Genomic DNA, 16,947 nt, shown 5'->3' with positions numbered 1-16,947 from the left:
GATGCGCTGGCGCGCGGCGGCAAATGAAAAAGCTGCCGCCTGGTATGGCATTTGTGGCTGTCATTTTGCTTTTTATTTCGTTACTTAAGTGATGCTCATCAAAAATTGCAGTGCGTTATCAAATTCTTCCTCGCCTGTGCCGATAACGCTCTAAGGCGGAGCATGTCTCACGCCCGAATAATAAATAAAAAGAGGTTTGCATCAGGTGAGCATCATTTCTGTTAAGCATGCTGAGCCGTTTACGGGCCGCATCAGGGAAATTATTAAAAAAACGCTGGCGGTTATGGTATCGCTGCTGGGAGTTGTTTTTCTGGTGGCGATTTTCGCGCTGCTGAATATTGCCAACGACCTGAATGAGCACGCCGACGATCACAGCCGGTTGCTGCTGCGCAAGGCGCTGTTCAGCCGTCAGGAGAGCATTCGTTCCCATCTTCAGGACAACGCCGAATGGGGCGAAGCTTACGAGAACCTGCACCGGCGGGTTAACCCCGCGTGGGCCTGGGATAAGCAGAACCTCGGCGCCTCGCTTTACAGCAACTTTGGGTATGAAGGCGTTTTCGTGATCGACGGGAAAGACGAGACGCGCTACAGCATTCTTAATGGCAAGCGCCAGTCCCGGCCGCTGGCGGACTGGCTGGGAAAGAACCCGACGCCTGAACTGCGCCAGGCGCTGGCGCGCTCGCAAGGCAAACCGGTTTCCCGGCTCATGCTCGCCCAGGGCGAGCTTATTTTGCTGGCCGCCGCCTGGATTACGCCCGGCAGCGATATTAACGTGACGCCCATCCCCGGCGCCGCGTCAATGCTGGTTTTTGTCGATCGCCTCACCTTTAGCAAGCTGCAAAGCATGGGGCTTGAATATGGCATCCGCGATACGCAGGTGAAAACCCCCGCCGCGCCTGCGGCGAACTATCCGCAAGCGAGCCTGGCGCTGCCGGTTTATGGGGGCTATATCCAGCTCGTCTGGCGCAGCGACAACCCCGGCGGCGCGCTGCTGACCTGGGTGCTGCCGCTGCTGGTGTTCCTGATGTTCGCCACGCTGGTGTTCGCCTTTATGCTGATGCGCAATACGCTGTTGAAAGCGCAGCGCAACGATGAAAATACCTTTTTGCTGGAGCAAAGCCGCCTCGCGCTGGCGGCCAGCGAAAACCGTTTTCGCGATGTCGCCGAGGCCGCCACCGACTGGATCTGGGAGACGGACGAGCAGTTGCGCTTCACCTGGATTTCAGAGCGTTTTCCCGCCATTACGGGGCGTCGCGTCAGCGACTGGCTGGGCCAGCCGCTGACGGATTTTTTGCAAAACGACAGTTTCGCGCTGGAGAAGTGGCTGAAAGCGCCCCAGTCCGCAAGCCACCTGACGCTGACCCACTGCCGCTATCTTTCAGGCCAGCAGCGCCAGCGTTACTGCAACCTGACGCTGAAAAACGTCACCATGATGAATGGCCAGCGCGGTTTTCGCGGCACCGCGACGGACGTTACGCTTGAGATAGAAGCGCAGCAGCGGGTCGACTACCTTTCCCATCACGATGAGCTCACCGGTTTGCCGAACCGCGTGCAGATGAAAGCGTTTCTCGAAGGCAAACTGCGGGCCAAACCCACAACAGAGCGGCCGCTCGCCATGATCATGCTGGATCTGGATAAATTTAAACCGGTTAACGATCTCTTCGGCCACGCGGCGGGCGATGACGTGCTGCATGAAATGTCCAGCCGCCTGCGCCGCTGTCTGGGCGATAACGGTCTGGTGGCCCGGCACGGCGGCGATGAGTTTATCCTGATCGTGCCGGATATTCGCAGCCGGGCGGCGGTGGAAACGCTTTGCCAGCAGCTGCTTGCGGCAATCACCTGCCCCTACCAGATTAACGGCCACGAGATTTTTATCGGCGCGAGCATGGGCATCGCGCTGGCGCCGCAGGACGCCACCGACGCCAACGACCTGCTGCGCTTTGCCGATATCGCGCTGTATCAAGCCAAGACCAGCGGACATAACCTGTGGGTGTTTTACCAGCCCGATATGAGCGAGCAGATTGTGCAGCGGCGTGAAATGGAACAGGCGCTGCGCGAGGCGATACGCGCAGACCAGCTGCGGCTGGTTTATCAACCGCGCTACGACATTAAATCCGCCCGGGTTTACGCCGTGGAAGCGCTGGTGCGTTGGCAGCACCCTCGCCTCGGCCTGCTGACGCCGGATCAGTTTATTCCGCTGGCGGAAGAGACGGGGCTGATTATCGAACTAAGCGACTGGGTGATGCTGCAAGCGTGCCGGGCGATGCAGCAAACCTTACCGGAGCTGGCGCTGTCGGTGAATATCTCGGCAAGCGAGTTCCAGACGCCGGGGCTGGTTGAGCGGGTCCATAGCGTGCTGGAAAAGAGCGGCTTCCCGCCCTCGCGCTTTGAAATAGAAGTAACGGAAAACGCCACCCTGAAAGCGCCGGATATCGCGCTGGAGATGATGCGCCAGCTCAAGGCGATGGGCGTGCGTTTTCTGATTGATGATTTTGGCACCGGCTACGCGTCGTTGAGCTACCTGCGAACCTTCCCGTTCGACGGCATTAAGCTGGACCGCTCTTTTGTCATTCCGATGGCCGACTCCGAAAGCGCCCGTCTTATCGTCAAAAACATGATTGGGCTGGGTAAAGCCTATTCCCTTAACGTAACGGCGGAAGGGGTCGAAAACTCGCAGCAGCAAGAGCTGCTGAAAAAATATGAGTGCGACATCCTGCAGGGATATTACATTGGCCGCCCGGCGCCGCTTGAGCAGATCCGGGAGCAGCAGGCGCCCGCCGTCAGCGCCAAAGCGCGCCTTGCACTGGCAAAAACCTGAGCGGCGCGCCGGAGTAAGCAGTCAGGTTCGCTATTGGCTTTTCGCGTAAGCATAAAGCCTGTCGCGGGCGAGGTTTTTCATTTTGACTTCGCACATGATGTCGAAATCGGTAAACGAAAGCGCCCAGTCATTCAGCGTGGGGTTGAAGTAGTAATCGGAGTGGGCGCGCAGTTTGGTTTTCGGCACGCCGAGCGCGGCTTGTTCAGGAAAGCCCTGCGCCGGGATAAGCCCCTCCTGCGAAATGGAGTAGTGCAGCACGGGCCGCACGCCGCGCCAGGAGTCGATAACCTGCGCGATACGCGGGTCGTCAGGCCTGATAAAGGCATTCTCTTTTACCCAGTGGTGGTGAATATCCACCACTACCGGGCAGAGCGCCTGCGCCTGCAAAACATCATCCAGCGAGCAGGAAATTTCGTCGTTTTCCACCGTCAGCATCCGCCTCGCTTCCGGGCTCAGTTTGTTGAACGCGCGCGTAAACCCGGCGAATCCGGCTTTGCCGTTCATGTGAATATTGATTTTAAAATCCTGAAAGGTTTTGCCGTAGCCCATCAGCCGCGCGCAGAGGGCGTGATACTCCACATCCTCTATCGCCCTTTCCACCACGTCCGGGTTATCGGAGGCTAACACGGAATACTGGCCGGGATGAAAAGAGAGCCGGATGTCGTTCGCCCGGGCGAAATCGCCGCAGTCGGCAAACAACGGATAGAGATCGGGCAAAAATTCGTTATACAGCCGCGTCGCCTCCGGCACCGTATACAGCGGCAGCAAATCGCTGCCGATGCGCATCATGCGCAGGTCGGCAGGCGCAAGGGCAAGCTCCTGAAAGATAAGCCGCAGATTGGTGAGGTTGGCGCGGGCGAGTTCATAAAGCAGCGTGGCCCCGGTTTCGTTATCCAGGCTCAGGAATCGCGTGCGGGTCGTCGCTTTGAAAGGAAAAAGTTGTTTCTGTTCAGCGTTTAAAAATTTACAAGCGAAGCCTAATTTCATGATTCCTCCGGATTAGCATGCAATAAGTTTAGCAGTTGCAAACCGGCGGCTGCGGCGCGCATAAAAAAGCCCGAAACGGGTTCGGGCTTTGCCGCGTGCGTGATGAGGCTCAGAAGTTATAGGTTAAGCCCAGGGTATAGCGGCGGCCATCCAGAATGGTGTCGTAGGTGGCGTAATCAATCTGTTTATCGAAAACGTTATAGACCCCGGCGGTGAGCAGCAGATCTTTCGCGGCGTGATAACGCAGCCCCACATCAACCTGCGTGTAAGAAGGCGTGCCCTGCGCCATCGCGGTGCGGCTTAAGTATTCCGAGCTTTTGCCGCGCAAGTTGAGGCGGCTCCAGAAGCCGACATCCGGCGTTGCCTGCCAGTCGAGCGTGGCGTTGAACATATGCTTCGGCATCTTGTTCAGCGGCTTGCCGGAGAACTGCCCGCTTTTTTGCTCCGACTCGGTAAAGGTGTAGTTCGCCGTCAGGTTGAGGTCTTTCACCATCTCCCAGCCGAAGGTGGACTCTACGCCGCGCATGTTGGCTTTATCCACGTTGACGCGGTCGCTGACGAAATCGTAGCGGTGGTTGCCAATCTGACAGGCCGGGTCGGCGCTGCTGTTGCAACGGCGCACTTCGGTGATTTTGTCTTTAAAGTCCGTGTTGAAGAGCGTGACGCCCGCGTTCAGGTTATCGCCGTTATCCCACAGCAGCGCAATCTCTTCGCTCAGGCTCTTTTCCGGCTTGAGATCCGGGTTGCCGACGATAATGCCGTCAAGACGGCCGCCGCCGGTGACCTGTCCCCAGCTTGCGGAAGACTGGCGCAGCTCCGGGGCTTTATAGCCTGCGGAAACGCCCCCTTTCAGGGTCCACTGGTCATTGAGGTGCCAGACGCCGTAGCCGCGCGGCGTCCAGTTGGTGCCGTAGTTCTCGTCTTTATCCATGCGCAGGCCCGCCGTCAGCGTGAAGCTGTCGGTCATCGCCCACTCATCTTCCGAGAAGAGCGCCCAGCTCCAGCGGGTGAGTTTATTCAGGCCCTGCGCCGCTTCCAGCTGGTTGCCGTTGTCGCGCAGCTTTTCATAGCGATATTGCCCGCCTACCGTCAGCGTATGGTCGCCAAGGAAGATCTGGTTCTGGGTGTTGAATGTGGTGTTCCAGGCCTTCATTTCACGTTCCGGGTTGTTCGACGTCTCCTGCTGAATGTAGCTGGTGGAGTTGAAATCGTCGTAGTAGCCGTGGTGCGTCAGCGCGTACGTGGTGTGCTCGTAGCGGGTTTCGCTTTTCTCATTCGGCGTGCAGGTCGCGCCGCGGCACACTTCAGCCGCTGTCGACATGCCCGGCGTGCTGTTGCGGTCCTGCAGTTCGCGGGCGATATCAAGGTCAAAATCGTTTTTGTCATCCGGCGTAACGTTCAGCGTAACGGCGCCGTTGCGCATCCGCTGCTCGTTATAGCCGTTGACAATCTGGTCCTCCTGACGACGCGAGAAGAGCCCGCTCACCTTCACGCCCAACAGCCCGTCGATAATCGGCCCGGAGGCGTAAGCGTTGGTCTGGTAGAGATCGCCGGAATCGCGGTTCTCCTGGAAAGTGGCGTCGCCGTGCACCGAGCCTGTCCAGCTTTTGGTGTTCGACACCTTTTTGGTGATGACGTTAATGACGCCGCCCATGGCGTCGGAGCCGTAGAGCGACGACATCGGGCCGCGAATCACCTCAATGCGCTCGATAGACTCCAGCGGCGGCAGCCAGCCCTGCTCAATGCCCGAATTATCGCTGTTCGGGCGGGTGCTGCGGGTGCTGATGCGCTTGCCGTCCACCAGGAACAGCGTGTACTGGGAGGACATGCCGCGGATGCTAATGTCGCTGCTGCTCGCCCCGCCGGTGACTACCACGCCCGGCACGTCCCGCAGCGCGTCGGTGACGTCGCGATAGGCTTTATCTTCAATCTGTTGTTTGGAAATAACGGAGATAGAAGCGGGCGCATTCTGGATCTTCTGCGCAAAACCCGTTGCGGTAACCACCATCTCGTCTTGTTCAGCGCCGAAGAGGTAAGGCGAAGCCGTGGCGGCGCACAGGGCCGCCGTGATGAGTAAACTGCGGGACATAACGTGTTATCCATTCCATGTAATGAGCGAAAATCCACCAGAATTCACCCTTTTTATTCAACGGGTTTGCGACAGGCTTAGGCCTTTCTGATGGGAAAGCGGCGACAGTGTGCAGAAAAAAATAATTTGTGTAAACAAAAATGATATTGATTATCATTTGTATTGATGCGGTTATTGGCGCGTTCCGCAAGGTGCGAGGGCTGAAAAACAGCGTGTTTTATTGATGCGGTGAGTTAACTGCCGGTTTAACAGGCGGGTGTTTATTCATAACCGGTCTGCGCTTATCCGCCTTACCACTTTTTTCGCAATTGATTAGTTAACTTTACGCTTTCACCTTATTTTAAAGATGATAATGAGAATTATTGTGTTAATATCCGGTTATGTATTGGTAAAAACTGGATGTATGTGGCTGTAATCTAAGGAAGGAATGCCCGGTTGACAAACGGCTGGCCGACGCCCAACCCTGCATACATCCTGATGCCAGGAAAGACTTATGGATCCTATTGTTTACGTTGTAGACGATGATACTTCGGTAAGGCAATCGCTGGTCCGCCTGCTATCAGCGGAAGCGTATCGGGTGGCCGATTTCCCCTCTGCCGACGCTTTTCTGGCGCACGGTTTCAGCCCCGACCCCGCCTGCCTGATCCTGGATATGAACATGCCGGAAGCCGACGGGTTTTCCGTTACCGAAGCGCTCGCAAGGCTCGGCTATTTGATCCCGACGATCTTTCTTACCGGCTACGGCACCATCCCGCTTACTGTCAAAGCGATGAAAGCGGGCGCGTATGAGTTTATGACCAAACCCGCCGTGCCGAATCTGCTGTTAAAAGCGGTGGCGGACGCGCTGAAACTTTCCGAAACCAGAATGGGCGAAACGCGGGAATTACAGACGCTAAAAGCGCATTACGCCTCCCTGACGCCGCGTGAGCAGGAAGTCTTCCAGCTTGCTATCGGCGGCTTGCTCAATAAGCAAATCGCCACCGCGCTCGGTGTGAGCGAAATTACCGCGAAAGTGCATAAAAAACGCGTGATGGAGAAGATGCAGGTTCGCTCGCTGACGGATCTGGTCCGCGCGGCGGAGCGTCTTAATATCGCGAAAACACAAAGCCGTTAATCCATTTGCCGCGGCCTCGCTGCGGCGGTCGCAAACGTTGATACTCCCAGGAGACCTCATGACCACCGACCCCATCGCCGAGCCGCGCGCGCAGCTTAAAGCCCTCTCCTCCACCCTCCGAAAATTGCATAAAGCGCTGGTGGATTTTGAAACCGTGCGCTTTGGCGACCCGGGCAGCGCCTTTGAACATTTGCAACTGCTCACCAGCCACCCGCAGTTCGCCTGGCTGCGACAGATTTCGGAAATCCTGGTGGAGATTGACGAGCGGCTGGATAACAAAGAGGAGCCGGTAGACGCCGCGGCGCTGGAAACCGTGCGTAAAACCGTGGGCGCCCTGCTGGCGCTGGGACCGGAGAACGGCAGCGAGTTTCATCAGAAATACCTCGATGCCCTGCAGGCCTCGCCCCAGGTGGCGATGGCGCACGGCGAGCTGCGCCATCTGCTGGCGGCGTCCCGCCCGTAATAACAAGGCCCGACCGTCGGGCCTTTTACTCATCGTCGCTGTCGGTCGGCAGAATAAAGGTAAAGACGCTGCCGTAAGGCTCGCGCGAGTGCGCCGTGAGCTTCCCTCTGTGCTTTTCAATAATGTCGTGGCTGATGCTAAGCCCCATCCCCATGCCGTGCGCTTTAGTGGTGTAGAACGAGTCAAAAAGCCGCGCTTTCACCTCCGCGCTCAGCCCGCAGCCCGTATCGGCGATATCTAACTGGATCTTGCCCGGCTGCGGGTTCTCAGAGCGGATCGTCAGAATGCGCCCCCGGCTGTGGATCTCCGCCATCGCGTCAATGGCGTTCACAATCAGGTTCAGCAGCACCTGCTGGATCTGCACGCTGTCGCCGTAGATAAACGTCTGCGTCGCCCTGAGCTCATACTCCAGCAGAATTTGCCGCCGCTCCAGTTCGCTGCGCGAAAGGGTCATGATGTGGTAGACGATATGGTGCAGGTTGACCCGCGAATAGCTTGTCGTCTGGTTGCGCGTCAGCGCCTGCAGGCCGCGAATAATGTTCCCGGCGCGCTCCCCTTCGCTGATTATCTCCTCAAGGCTTGCGCGCGCGTTATCCAGCATCGCCGGTTCGCGGCTGAGCCAGCGCAGGCTGGCGCCCGCATTGGCGACGATGGACATCAGCGGCTGATTGATCTCATGGGCGATAGAGGCGGTAAGCTGGCCGACGGTGGTGGCGCGGGACACGCGGGCGAGATCCGCCTGCGCCATGCGCACGGCGTCTTCCGACTGGCGGCGCGCCGTGATGTCGGTGATAACGCCGAAATATTCCGCCACGCTCGCTTCATCGCCCACCGGGTTGCCGACGCCGAGAATGTAGCGGCAGTCGCCGTCGGGGCGAAAAACGCGAAACTCCGCCCGCATCGGCACGCCGTTGCTGACGCTGTCGGTCACAAGCTTGCTGATGCGCGGATAATCTTCCGGATGCACCAGCGTCAGGAAATCCGCCATGGAGAGCGTGCGCTGGCGCCCCGGCAGCCCGAGAATGCGGGCGTATTCGTCAGAGACGAACATCAGGTCCTGCTCAAGATCCCAGCGCCAGGTGCCGGTGTGGCTGATGCGCTCGCCCAGCATCAGCGAGGTCTGGCTGGCGCGCAGCTCTTTTTCCACCCTGCGGCGCTGGATGTTCTCTTCCAGCAGCTCGGCGTACAGGCGCGCCGTCTCCAGCGACACCGCCGCCTGGGCCGCGAGCATGCCGACGATGCGCGAATGCTCGGCGGTAAACATCTCCGGCATCACCCGGTTTTCCAGATAGAGCACGCCCACCATTCGCGCCTGCTTAAACATCGGCACGCACATCACCGCCGCGCCGGAGGTCACCAGGTACGGGTCCTGGCCAAAGGGGCTGAAGATCTCCGGCTTGCTGGTGCGGATCTCCTTACCGGTGCGCATCACCGCGGCAAGAATCGAGAGCGGCAGGTCGGTGGCGCCAGGCGCCTCTTTAACAATGCGCACCTTTACGCCGTCTGAGGAGGTTTCCGCGCAGGCCTGGATTTCGGCAATGTTGCTATCGGAAATGCGAATCAGCAGCCCGCGCTGCGCCCCGGCGCGCTCCAGCAGCATGGTCATCAGCGTGTGGATCAGCCGGTCGAGGTTGATCTCTTCGGTCATGGCGCGGATAGCCCGCAGCGCGCTTTCGAGATCGTGTATCACCTCGTTCTGGGCGAAGGCGATGGTGTCGTAAGGGGTGCTCTGCCCGCCGGGGGCGAGATGCGGATAGCGCCGCTCAAGCTGGCGCAGTTTCGCCGTCGCGCCCCAGCGGCGCCAGGCGCTGAACGCGCTGCGAAAGTAGGCTTCCGAGGCGATGTGATAACCGCAGGTCCTGGCAAAACGCCCGGCCATCTCGCAGGCGAGCCCGTTGATGTGGTGAAACTCCGCGCCGCCGGAGAGCTGGATGGCTTTCTCATAGTGCGCGGCGGCCACGTCGTTCTTCTGCAACAGGCGCGCCAGCTCGGCGGCAATCAGCGCCTCTTTGTCGGCAAAAGTCGCCGGATTATGGCGCGCCCACAGGGCGATTTGCTCATAATGCGCCGTGATTTTCGCCAGCTCCGCCGCGGTCACGCGTCCCGGCGCCAGGGAGAGGGTCAGCGAAAGCGCGCTGTAGAAGTGGTAATCGAGCAGGTGAATATAGCCCGGCACCGCGCTGGCGAAGGGTTCGGCTCGCGCCAGACAGCGGCGAGCGTCGCTGAGCTCGCCCGCCATAAAGTGCGCCATGCCCCGGAAGAGCCAGAACCAGAACTGCGTCAGCGGCATCGGCTGATGCCCTTTTTCGCCCTCTCTTCTCAGCAGCGAATCCGGAAAAAGATCCGTACCGGTAAAGCCGTCGGCAGCGCCGCTGCGCAGCTGCGTCACATAGATACGCTGAAGCTGCAGCAGGATCTCCACATCCGGGAAGCGCAGCTTGCGGATAAAGGTCAGCCCGCGTTCGATGGTGGTCATCACGCTGTCGAGATGCTCGCCGCGCGTGAGGAAATTCATGGTCTGATGGCGGATGATAAAGCAGGCGACGGTCAGGTCGCCCTGCTCCACCGCCGTGGCGAAACACGTTTTCGCGCTCTCCACCGCAAAGCTCAGCGGCTGTTTCCAGGCGCTCGCCAGATCCACCGCCAGCAGCGTTCTGCTTTTAAAAGGGTTGAAGTGGTGCTCCATCACCAGGTCGCGTCCCAGCAGGGCGTAGCGAAAGCCGCTGTTGTACTCATCATAGCGGCGGCCGATAAGCACGCCGTACCAGGCGAGCGCGGAAGTAGAAGCGCCGCACAGGCCGCTGTCGAGCGTCATGTGCATGATTTTACACAGCAGCAGAAAATGCAGCCGTGGCGAGGCGAAGGCCGCGAACATGCTGGCGCTGAGCAGCAGGCTCATGATCGCCTCGGCTTCGCTGTCGCCACAACGCGCCAGCTCGCTGAACGTTTTAAACGGATTTTCACCCGCCCGCGCCTCTATCTCCCGCCATGCCGCCTCGCAGTCGCCGTCGTCGGGGTGACGGTTCAGGTGAACGCCGAAGGCGGCAAGCCACGCCAGCGCCGTTTCAAGCGCCAGCGGCATATCGGACTGCCGCATATGGATTTCCGCCATCATGCAGGCGGCCACCGCTTTTTGCTGCGGACTGCCGCGCGTGGCCATCAGCTGATTGCAGAGCGTAAGCGCGGCAGAGAGGTTGCCCTGCAGGAATTCGCACTCCGCCTCTTCAAAACCAAGCAGGAACGCCTCGTCGGGCGCTTTCACTAACGCATCGTCATGCAGGCTTTTGGCCGTACCCAGATAGCGCACCGCAGAGGCGTAATCGCCCGTGCTGCGCGCCCGCCGGGCGGCGAGCTGGCAGGCCGCCCGGTAGCGGTCGCGCTCCGGCGAAAAGCGGATATGCCGTAGCGCGCGGGTAATATGGTGTACGGCCAGAAAGAGCTGTTCGTTGCTTTCGTTCTGGCTCAGCGCCTCGGTAAAAAGGCGGGCGGCGGCGAAATTAAGCCGTTCGATTTCGTCAGGCTCGAGCAGCGCCTGGGCCGCTTTGTGCACCCGGTCGTGGGTGAAGGCGTATTCATCGCCGGAAAAACGAATCAGGCGCGCGGCGACGGCGGGCTGCAACTGCTCCTGGAGGCATTCCGGCGCAAGGCCCTGCATCTGGCTGAGCAGCGCCAGCTTGCCGGTTCCGCCGACGCAGGCGAGGCAGCCCAGCAAACGGCGTGCGGCCAGCGGCATCTCCTCAAGCTGCTGCAACACCAGGCTCGCCACATTTTCCGTATAGTTGCGCGCCTTGATGGCGGGCAAGTCGTAGTGCCACTTGCCGTGCAGCTTGTTGTAGCTGATAAGCCTGTCTTTGACGATACGCTGAAAAAACTCATGGGTGAAGAGCGGATTGCCGTCGGTCTTTTCATGAATCAGCGCCGCCAGCTCGCCAAGCCCCGAAACGCGGGCCTGGAACAGCTCGGCAAGCCAGCGCGATACCGCCTTTACGCTAAGCGGCGCGGGGCGGATATCCACCAGCAGGCGCGCGCCGGCGCGTAATTTCTCCAGATAATGCGCGGCGTTGCCCGTGGGGAACGCCTCCGGCTCGCAATGCGAAACCACGATCAGCAGCGGCAGCGATTCGCTGTTGCTCACCAGCGACTCCAGCAGATGCAGGCTCGCCGGGTCGATCCATTGCAAATCCTCAATCACTAAAATCAGCGGGCATTCGCGGCTCGAGAGCGCCGCCACCAGCCGCGCCGCCATCTGATTGCAGCGGGCGCGGGCATCCGCCGCGCGGACGTCGGCGGGCATAAAGGTTTTGCTTTCAAGCAGCAGCCCCAGCTCCGGCACCAGGTTCACCGCAAGCCCGGCGTAGCTGCCGAGCGCGTGCGCCAGACGGCGCTTCCAGAGCGCCACCTCCTGCGCGTCAAGCCCTAACAGGTGCAGCGCCAGCGACCGAAACGCGCCGGCTATCACCGAATAAGGCAGCACCGCGGAGTATTGATCCGCTTTGCTGACCGCAAGCAGCGCGGGCTGGTGGCTAAGCTTTCGCAGCGCAGAGGCGATAAGCGAGGATTTGCCGATGCCGAGCGGCCCGCTGACCGCGGCGAGCGTCAGCGTCCCGCTGGCGGCGACCCGCTCAAACGCCGCCGTCAGTTCGTTATCCTGCGGGTGCGCCAGAAACAGGTTATCGGGCCGCAGCCGCGCGGGCACGCCATCCTGCAAGCCCGGGGTGAAGGTCGTAATCTCGCCGTTTTCTGCAAGGTGCGCCTGGCAGCGGCGCAGATCGGCAATCAGCCCTTCCACCGTCTGGTAGCGCCTGTCCGGCGACTTCTCAAGCAGGCGTAAGATAATGGCGCAGAGCATCGCCGGCACGGCGGGACGCACCTCCTGCAACGGCCGGGGCGCGGAGGCGATATGGTGATGCGCCCACTCCGCCTGCCCGCCTTCGCTGAGGTCAAAGGGCAGCGCGCCGGTCAGCAGTTCGTAGAGCACGATGCCAAGGCTGTAGAGATCGCTTCGGCTGTCCACCGCGTCCCGGGTGCGGGCGGTGTGCTCCGGCGACATATAGGCGAGCGTGCCGCCCGACACAATCAGGCGCGTTTGCGTGGCGATATCCGCCGCCCCGCTGGCAAGCCCGAAACCCGCCAGCCGGTAGCTGCCGCCCGGGTCGAGGAAAAAATTGCCGGGCTTGATATCGCTGTGAATAAGCCCCTGCGCATGCATCTGGCGCAGCGGCGCGCACAGACGAATGGCGAGCGAGAGAAAGTCGGCGATGCCGCCCATTTTTAAGTGAGTCGACTGCGCCAGCGTGCGAAAAGGAAACGGCGCGTAAACCAGCGCATAGCGTCCGTGATGGCTGGTGGAGCTGATGGGCTTCACCGCCCACGCCCCGGAAAGCTGCATGCGCAGCGCGAATTCATTTTTCAGCAGCTGGGTCGTCTGGTAAACCGCCTCTTCGCTGGCCGCGGCGGCGCTTGCGAGAATAAAGCTGTCCGCGGCGTGCAGCGGCTGGCACAGCGTCCAGGCGATGCCGCCTTCCTGCGCCAGCGGCGTGAACAGGGTATCGTCAGTGAGGGTGAAAACCTCACCCTCCATCACGCTTGCGGCGGCGGACAGTTTTTCACTCATAGCAATCCTCACGCAGCGAGTTCCCGGCGAATATATTCCAGCAGCGTATCAATATTGATGGGTTTGTGTAAAAACGCGACGGCGCCGCAGCCGAGGGCGTAGCGCTGCATATTTTCATCGCCGTGGCCGGAGATAAATATCACCGGCGGCGGGGCCGGTTGCAGGATGAGGTTTTGGTAAAGCTCAAGGCCGCTCATGCCGCGCAGTTTAACATCGAGAATGAGCAGGGAAGCCTCAGCCAGCGCCGCCTCGTCATGGAGAAACGCCTCCGCGGACTCGAAGGCGCAAGTATCATAACCCTCCGACAGCAGAAGATTGCTAAGTCCGCTGCGAACGGAGCGTTCATCGTCAACAATGACAATGCGTGCTGACAGCGTCATGCTGTGGTCCTCGGTCTGGGCTCACGCGACGGTGAGCGGCGCTCCTTCAGGGTGCTTTTTTGTCTTGCGCAGGCGGAGTGCCGCTGATTTTGGGCACGCATTCATGACGAAACCATGCCAGTGTAACCGGTTGACGGTTAAGCAGCCGTCGGCCTACCGGAATAAGCTGTTCACCCACCAACATGCCGAACAGCCCCAACAGCGCGATGACCGGGGGGGCGGGCGAATGAACCTGCATTGCGCCGTAGATGACACCCGCCAGAAGACCGGTCACCAGGGAAACAAGATAGGATTTCAACATAGTCAGCCTGTCCGTGTATAGCCCGACGCGGGGTTCGCCGTCTGAGAAGGCGCGGCCTGCGAGGCGCGCGGCTCGTTATGCGAGACGAGCGCGGAGGTGACCTGCTCGCCAACCAGCATCCCCAGCAACCCCACCAGCGCGATGGCGGGGGGTGCGGGGGAGCGAACTTTTAACAACGCATAGACGAGGCCGATCAGCACGCCCGCGCCAAGAGAGATAAGCCCTGTGCTCATGGGGTTCTCCGTAAAAAGGGAAAGGCTGGCGCGCGGCCAGCCCTTTCGTCTTATTTGTTGGCCGGAACCGGCGCCAGGGTATGGTGCGAGCCTTTGGCGCGGGCTGGCGCTTTGTGCACCATGGTGTAGGCGTAATCCACGCCCATGCCGTAGGCGCCGGAGTGCTCTTTCACGATGTCCATCACCGCGTTGTACGTCTCTTTATGCGCCCAGTCGCGCTGCCACTCCAGCAGCACCTGCTGCCAGGTGACCGGAATAACGCCCGCCTGGATCATGCGCTGCATGGCGTAGTCGTGCGCCTCTTTGGAGGTGCCGCCAGACGCGTCCGCCACCATGTAAATCTCATAGCCGCCTTCCAGCATGGCGCACAGGGCGAAGGTGTTGTTGCACACCTCAGTCCACAGGCCGGACACCACCACTTTTTTCTGGCCGTTTTTCGCCAGCGCGTCGCGCACTTTCTGGTCGTCCCAGGAGTTCATGGAGGTGCGCTCAAGAATGTCGTGTTCCGGGAAGACATCCAGCAGTTCCGGGAAGGTGTTGCCGGAGAAGCTTTCGGTTTCCACGGTGGTGATGGTGGTGGGAATGTTGAAGACTTTAGCCGCTTTCGCCAGGCCAACGACGTTGTTTTTCAGCACCTGACGGTCGATAGACTGCACGCCAAAGGCCATCTGCGGCTGCTGGTCGATGAAAATCATCTGGCAATTCTGAGGAGTCAGTACTTCAAGCTTTGTGTTGGTCATGAGAATACCCATAGTCGTTAAGTAGCAAGTAAACCGCGAAAGAGAAAGCGGAAGGAAACTGACAGTGACCGGGGTATCGCTCATCTGGCGTAACGCTTTCGCCGGTCCGGCCCGAACGTCGCTGTCGGGACGGATAGTAAAAGTCCTTTTCCGGCAGAACTATTATCTCTGTGTATAACTATACGTTCGTATACCTATACCTTCGTATAACTAGACGCCGTTTTCTCCTGCTGAACATAATCCCGCCAGCTTCGATGCTCTGCTGCGCCAGGGCACACCATCTTACCGTCCGGCGGCGCGCCGCCTTTTGGACGTCTCAGACAGGAGGACTTATGGTTTCGCTCGGTAAAGCAGAGCTGATTTTACTCAACGGCAAGTTTCACACCGTGGACAGGGAGAACCCGCTCGCCGAGGCGGTCGCCATCCGCGACGGCAAGTTTCTGGAAGTCGGCAGCGAAGCGGATGTGATGCAGCACCAGGCCGAAGGCACGAAAATTATCGACCTCAAAGGCAGCACTGCCATTCCCGGCCTCAACGACTCGCACCTGCACCTGATTCGTGGCGGGCTGAACTACAACCTGGAGCTGCGCTGGGAAGGGGTGCCTTCGCTTGCCGACGCGCTGCGGATGCTGAAAGCGCAGGCGCTGCGCACGCCTTCGCCGCAGTGGGTGCGGGTGGTGGGCGGCTGGTCGGAGTTTCAGTTCGCCGAGCGCCGCATGCCGACGCTGGATGAAATTAACGACGCGGCGCCCGACACGCCGGTATTTATTCTTCACCTCTACGACCGCGCCCTGCTTAACCGCGCGGCGCTGAAGGTGGTGGGCTATACCAAAGAGACGCCCAACCCGCCGGGCGGCGAGATCCAGCGCGACAGCAACGGCAACCCCACCGGCATGCTGATAGCCCGTCCGAACGCCATGATCCTCTACGCAACACTGGCTAAAGGGCCGAAGCTGCCGCTGGAGCAGCAGGTCAACTCCACCCGCCAGTTTATGCGCGAGCTGAACCGACTGGGGCTGACCAGCGCCATCGACGCGGGCGGCGGTTTCCAGAACTACCCGGATGACTACGAGGTCATCAGCGAACTGCACGCCAACAAACAGATGACCGTGCGCATCGCTTATAACCTCTTCACCCAGCGCCCCGGCCACGAACTGGAAGATTTCGAAAAATGGACCGACATGCTGACGCCGGGCCAGGGCAGCGACTTCTTCCGCCACAACGGCGCGGGGGAGATGCTGGTCTTCTCCGCCGCCGACTTTGAAGATTTTCTCGAGCCGCGCCCTGACCTTGCGCCGGGCATGGAGGAGGAGCTGGAGCGCGTGGTGCGCCATCTGGTCGAGCACCGCTGGCCGTTCCGCCTGCACGCCACCTATAACGAATCGATAAGCCGCATGCTGGATGTCTTCGAAAGAGTGAACCGCGACATTCCGTTCAACGGCCTGCACTGGTTCTTCGACCATGCCGAAACGGTAACCCAGGCCAACATCGACCGCATTAAAGCGCTGGGCGGCGGCATCGCCGTGCAGCACCGCATGGCGTTTCAGGGCGAGTACTTCGCCGAGCGTTACGGCATGGAGGCGGTGCGCCACACGCCGCCGGTGGCGAAAATGCTGGAAACCGGCGTGCCGGTGGGCCTTGGCACCGACGCCACCCGCGTCGCCAGCTACAACCCGTGGACCGCGCTCTACTGGCTGGTTTCCGGGCGCACCGTCGGCGGCATGCAGATGTATGACGTCAACGCGCGCCTCGACCGCGACACCGCGCTGATGCTCTGGACCCAGGGCAGCGCCTGGTTCTCCAGCGAGCAGGGCAAAAAGGGGCAGATTAAAACCGGCCAGCTCGCGGATCTCGCCGTGCTGAGCAAAGACTATTTCCGCGTGCCGGAAGAGGAGATCAAGGGCATCGAATCGGTGCTGACGGTGGTGGGCGGCGATGTGGTTTACGCCGCTGGCCCTTTCAGCGCGGAGGCGCCCCCTTCCCTGCCGGTGCTGCCGGAGTGGTCGCCGGTGGTCAACGTGCCGGGCCATTACCGCAGCGCGCCGGTGCAGCAACGCCGCGTGGGGCTGACGCCCGCCGCGCACCATTGCAGCGGCCCGTGCGGCGTACACAGCCACCAGCATGACGTGGCGCGCCGCTCCTCCGTTCCGGTTTCAGACGATAACGCCTTCTGGGGCGCGCTCGGCTGCAGCTGCTTTGCCTTCTGAC

Annotated in this window: 11 protein-coding genes; 4 read left to right on the top strand and 7 right to left on the bottom strand. The window is 60.4% G+C overall.

What is annotated here, in order from left to right; genetic code table 11:
• The first annotated feature begins 205 nt into the window (after positions 1-205).
• The gene (locus ACU4F7_RS04770) at positions 206-2,818 is read left to right on the top strand and encodes a bifunctional diguanylate cyclase/phosphodiesterase (RefSeq protein WP_481638139.1); all 2,613 of its coding nucleotides are present in this window, start codon (positions 206-208) and stop codon (positions 2,816-2,818) included.
• A 30-nt stretch (positions 2,819-2,848) separates the two neighbouring features.
• Here ACU4F7_RS04770 and ACU4F7_RS04765 read toward each other — a convergent pair whose 3' ends face one another.
• Together ACU4F7_RS04765 and ACU4F7_RS04760 are read right to left on the bottom strand one after the other, a co-directional pair.
• Positions 2,849-3,805 carry a UV damage endonuclease UvsE gene (locus ACU4F7_RS04765; RefSeq protein ID WP_029590888.1) on the bottom strand — a complete coding sequence of 319 codons (957 nt, stop codon included), beginning with the start codon at positions 3,803-3,805 and terminating at the stop codon, positions 2,849-2,851.
• 109 nt (positions 3,806-3,914) lie between these two features.
• Positions 3,915-5,894, bottom strand: coding sequence for a ligand-gated channel protein (locus ACU4F7_RS04760; protein WP_029590887.1), 1,980 nt, complete (start codon positions 5,892-5,894; stop codon positions 3,915-3,917).
• Positions 5,895-6,387: 493 nt separating this feature from the next.
• Between ACU4F7_RS04760 and ACU4F7_RS04755 the strand changes: the two genes are divergently transcribed.
• Both ACU4F7_RS04755 and ACU4F7_RS04750 read left to right on the top strand, forming a co-directional pair.
• Complete coding sequence (locus ACU4F7_RS04755) at positions 6,388-7,008, top strand: response regulator transcription factor (RefSeq protein ID WP_481638138.1); 621 nt, start codon at positions 6,388-6,390, stop codon at positions 7,006-7,008.
• A gap of 58 nt (positions 7,009-7,066) precedes the next feature.
• Positions 7,067-7,471 carry a hypothetical protein gene (locus ACU4F7_RS04750; protein WP_029590886.1) on the top strand — a complete coding sequence of 135 codons (405 nt, stop codon included), beginning with the start codon at positions 7,067-7,069 and terminating at the stop codon, positions 7,469-7,471.
• A 25-nt stretch (positions 7,472-7,496) separates the two neighbouring features.
• On the opposite strand, the gene ACU4F7_RS04745 is transcribed toward ACU4F7_RS04750, so the two are convergent.
• The 5 genes from ACU4F7_RS04745 to ACU4F7_RS04725 are packed head-to-tail and all read right to left on the bottom strand — an operon-like array spanning position 7,497 to position 14,739.
• Complete coding sequence (locus ACU4F7_RS04745; RefSeq protein WP_481638137.1) at positions 7,497-13,085, bottom strand: trifunctional serine/threonine-protein kinase/ATP-binding protein/sensor histidine kinase; 5,589 nt, start codon at positions 13,083-13,085, stop codon at positions 7,497-7,499.
• Positions 13,086-13,093: 8 nt separating this feature from the next.
• Entirely contained in the window at positions 13,094-13,465 is a 372-nt protein-coding gene (locus ACU4F7_RS04740; protein WP_029590884.1) for a response regulator, read from the bottom strand.
• Positions 13,466-13,511: 46 nt separating this feature from the next.
• Positions 13,512-13,766 (bottom strand): XapX domain-containing protein, encoded by a 255-nt coding sequence (locus tag ACU4F7_RS04735; RefSeq protein WP_024557742.1) that lies wholly within the window; start codon positions 13,764-13,766, stop codon positions 13,512-13,514.
• 2 nt (positions 13,767-13,768) lie between these two features.
• Positions 13,769-13,999: a DUF1427 family protein gene (locus ACU4F7_RS04730; protein ID WP_029590883.1), complete on the bottom strand. Its 231-nt coding sequence runs from the start codon at positions 13,997-13,999 to the stop codon at positions 13,769-13,771.
• Between the two features lie 50 nt (positions 14,000-14,049).
• Entirely contained in the window at positions 14,050-14,739 is a 690-nt protein-coding gene (locus tag ACU4F7_RS04725; protein WP_024557740.1) for a hydrolase, read from the bottom strand.
• Between the two features lie 332 nt (positions 14,740-15,071).
• Between ACU4F7_RS04725 and ACU4F7_RS04720 the strand changes: the two genes are divergently transcribed.
• The gene (locus tag ACU4F7_RS04720) at positions 15,072-16,946 is read left to right on the top strand and encodes an amidohydrolase (protein ID WP_481638136.1); all 1,875 of its coding nucleotides are present in this window, start codon (positions 15,072-15,074) and stop codon (positions 16,944-16,946) included.
• The last annotated feature ends 1 nt before the right edge of the window (position 16,947 follow it).

The organism is Franconibacter pulveris, assembly GCF_056780215.1.
The sequence above is the reverse complement of the archived record's forward strand: the minus strand, read 5'-3'. Positions and strand labels throughout refer to the sequence as shown.

Excerpts from the sequence above, each read along its gene's own strand:
- ACU4F7_RS04730 (WP_029590883.1), bottom strand. The coding sequence starts at position 13,999 with ATGAGCACAGGGCTTATCTCTCTTGGCGCGGGCGTGCTGATCGGCCTC.
- ACU4F7_RS04750 (WP_029590886.1), top strand. The coding sequence starts at position 7,067 with ATGACCACCGACCCCATCGCCGAGCCGCGCGCGCAGCTTAAAGCCCTC.
- ACU4F7_RS04745 (WP_481638137.1), bottom strand. The coding sequence starts at position 13,085 with ATGAGTGAAAAACTGTCCGCCGCCGCAAGCGTGATGGAGGGTGAGGTT.
- ACU4F7_RS04765 (WP_029590888.1), bottom strand. The coding sequence starts at position 3,805 with ATGAAATTAGGCTTCGCTTGTAAATTTTTAAACGCTGAACAGAAACAA.
- ACU4F7_RS04725 (WP_024557740.1), bottom strand. The coding sequence starts at position 14,739 with ATGACCAACACAAAGCTTGAAGTACTGACTCCTCAGAATTGCCAGATG.
- ACU4F7_RS04760 (WP_029590887.1), bottom strand. The coding sequence starts at position 5,894 with ATGTCCCGCAGTTTACTCATCACGGCGGCCCTGTGCGCCGCCACGGCT.
- ACU4F7_RS04735 (WP_024557742.1), bottom strand. The coding sequence starts at position 13,766 with ATGTTGAAATCCTATCTTGTTTCCCTGGTGACCGGTCTTCTGGCGGGT.
- ACU4F7_RS04755 (WP_481638138.1), top strand. The coding sequence starts at position 6,388 with ATGGATCCTATTGTTTACGTTGTAGACGATGATACTTCGGTAAGGCAA.
- ACU4F7_RS04740 (WP_029590884.1), bottom strand. The coding sequence starts at position 13,465 with ATGACGCTGTCAGCACGCATTGTCATTGTTGACGATGAACGCTCCGTT.
- ACU4F7_RS04720 (WP_481638136.1), top strand. The coding sequence starts at position 15,072 with ATGGTTTCGCTCGGTAAAGCAGAGCTGATTTTACTCAACGGCAAGTTT.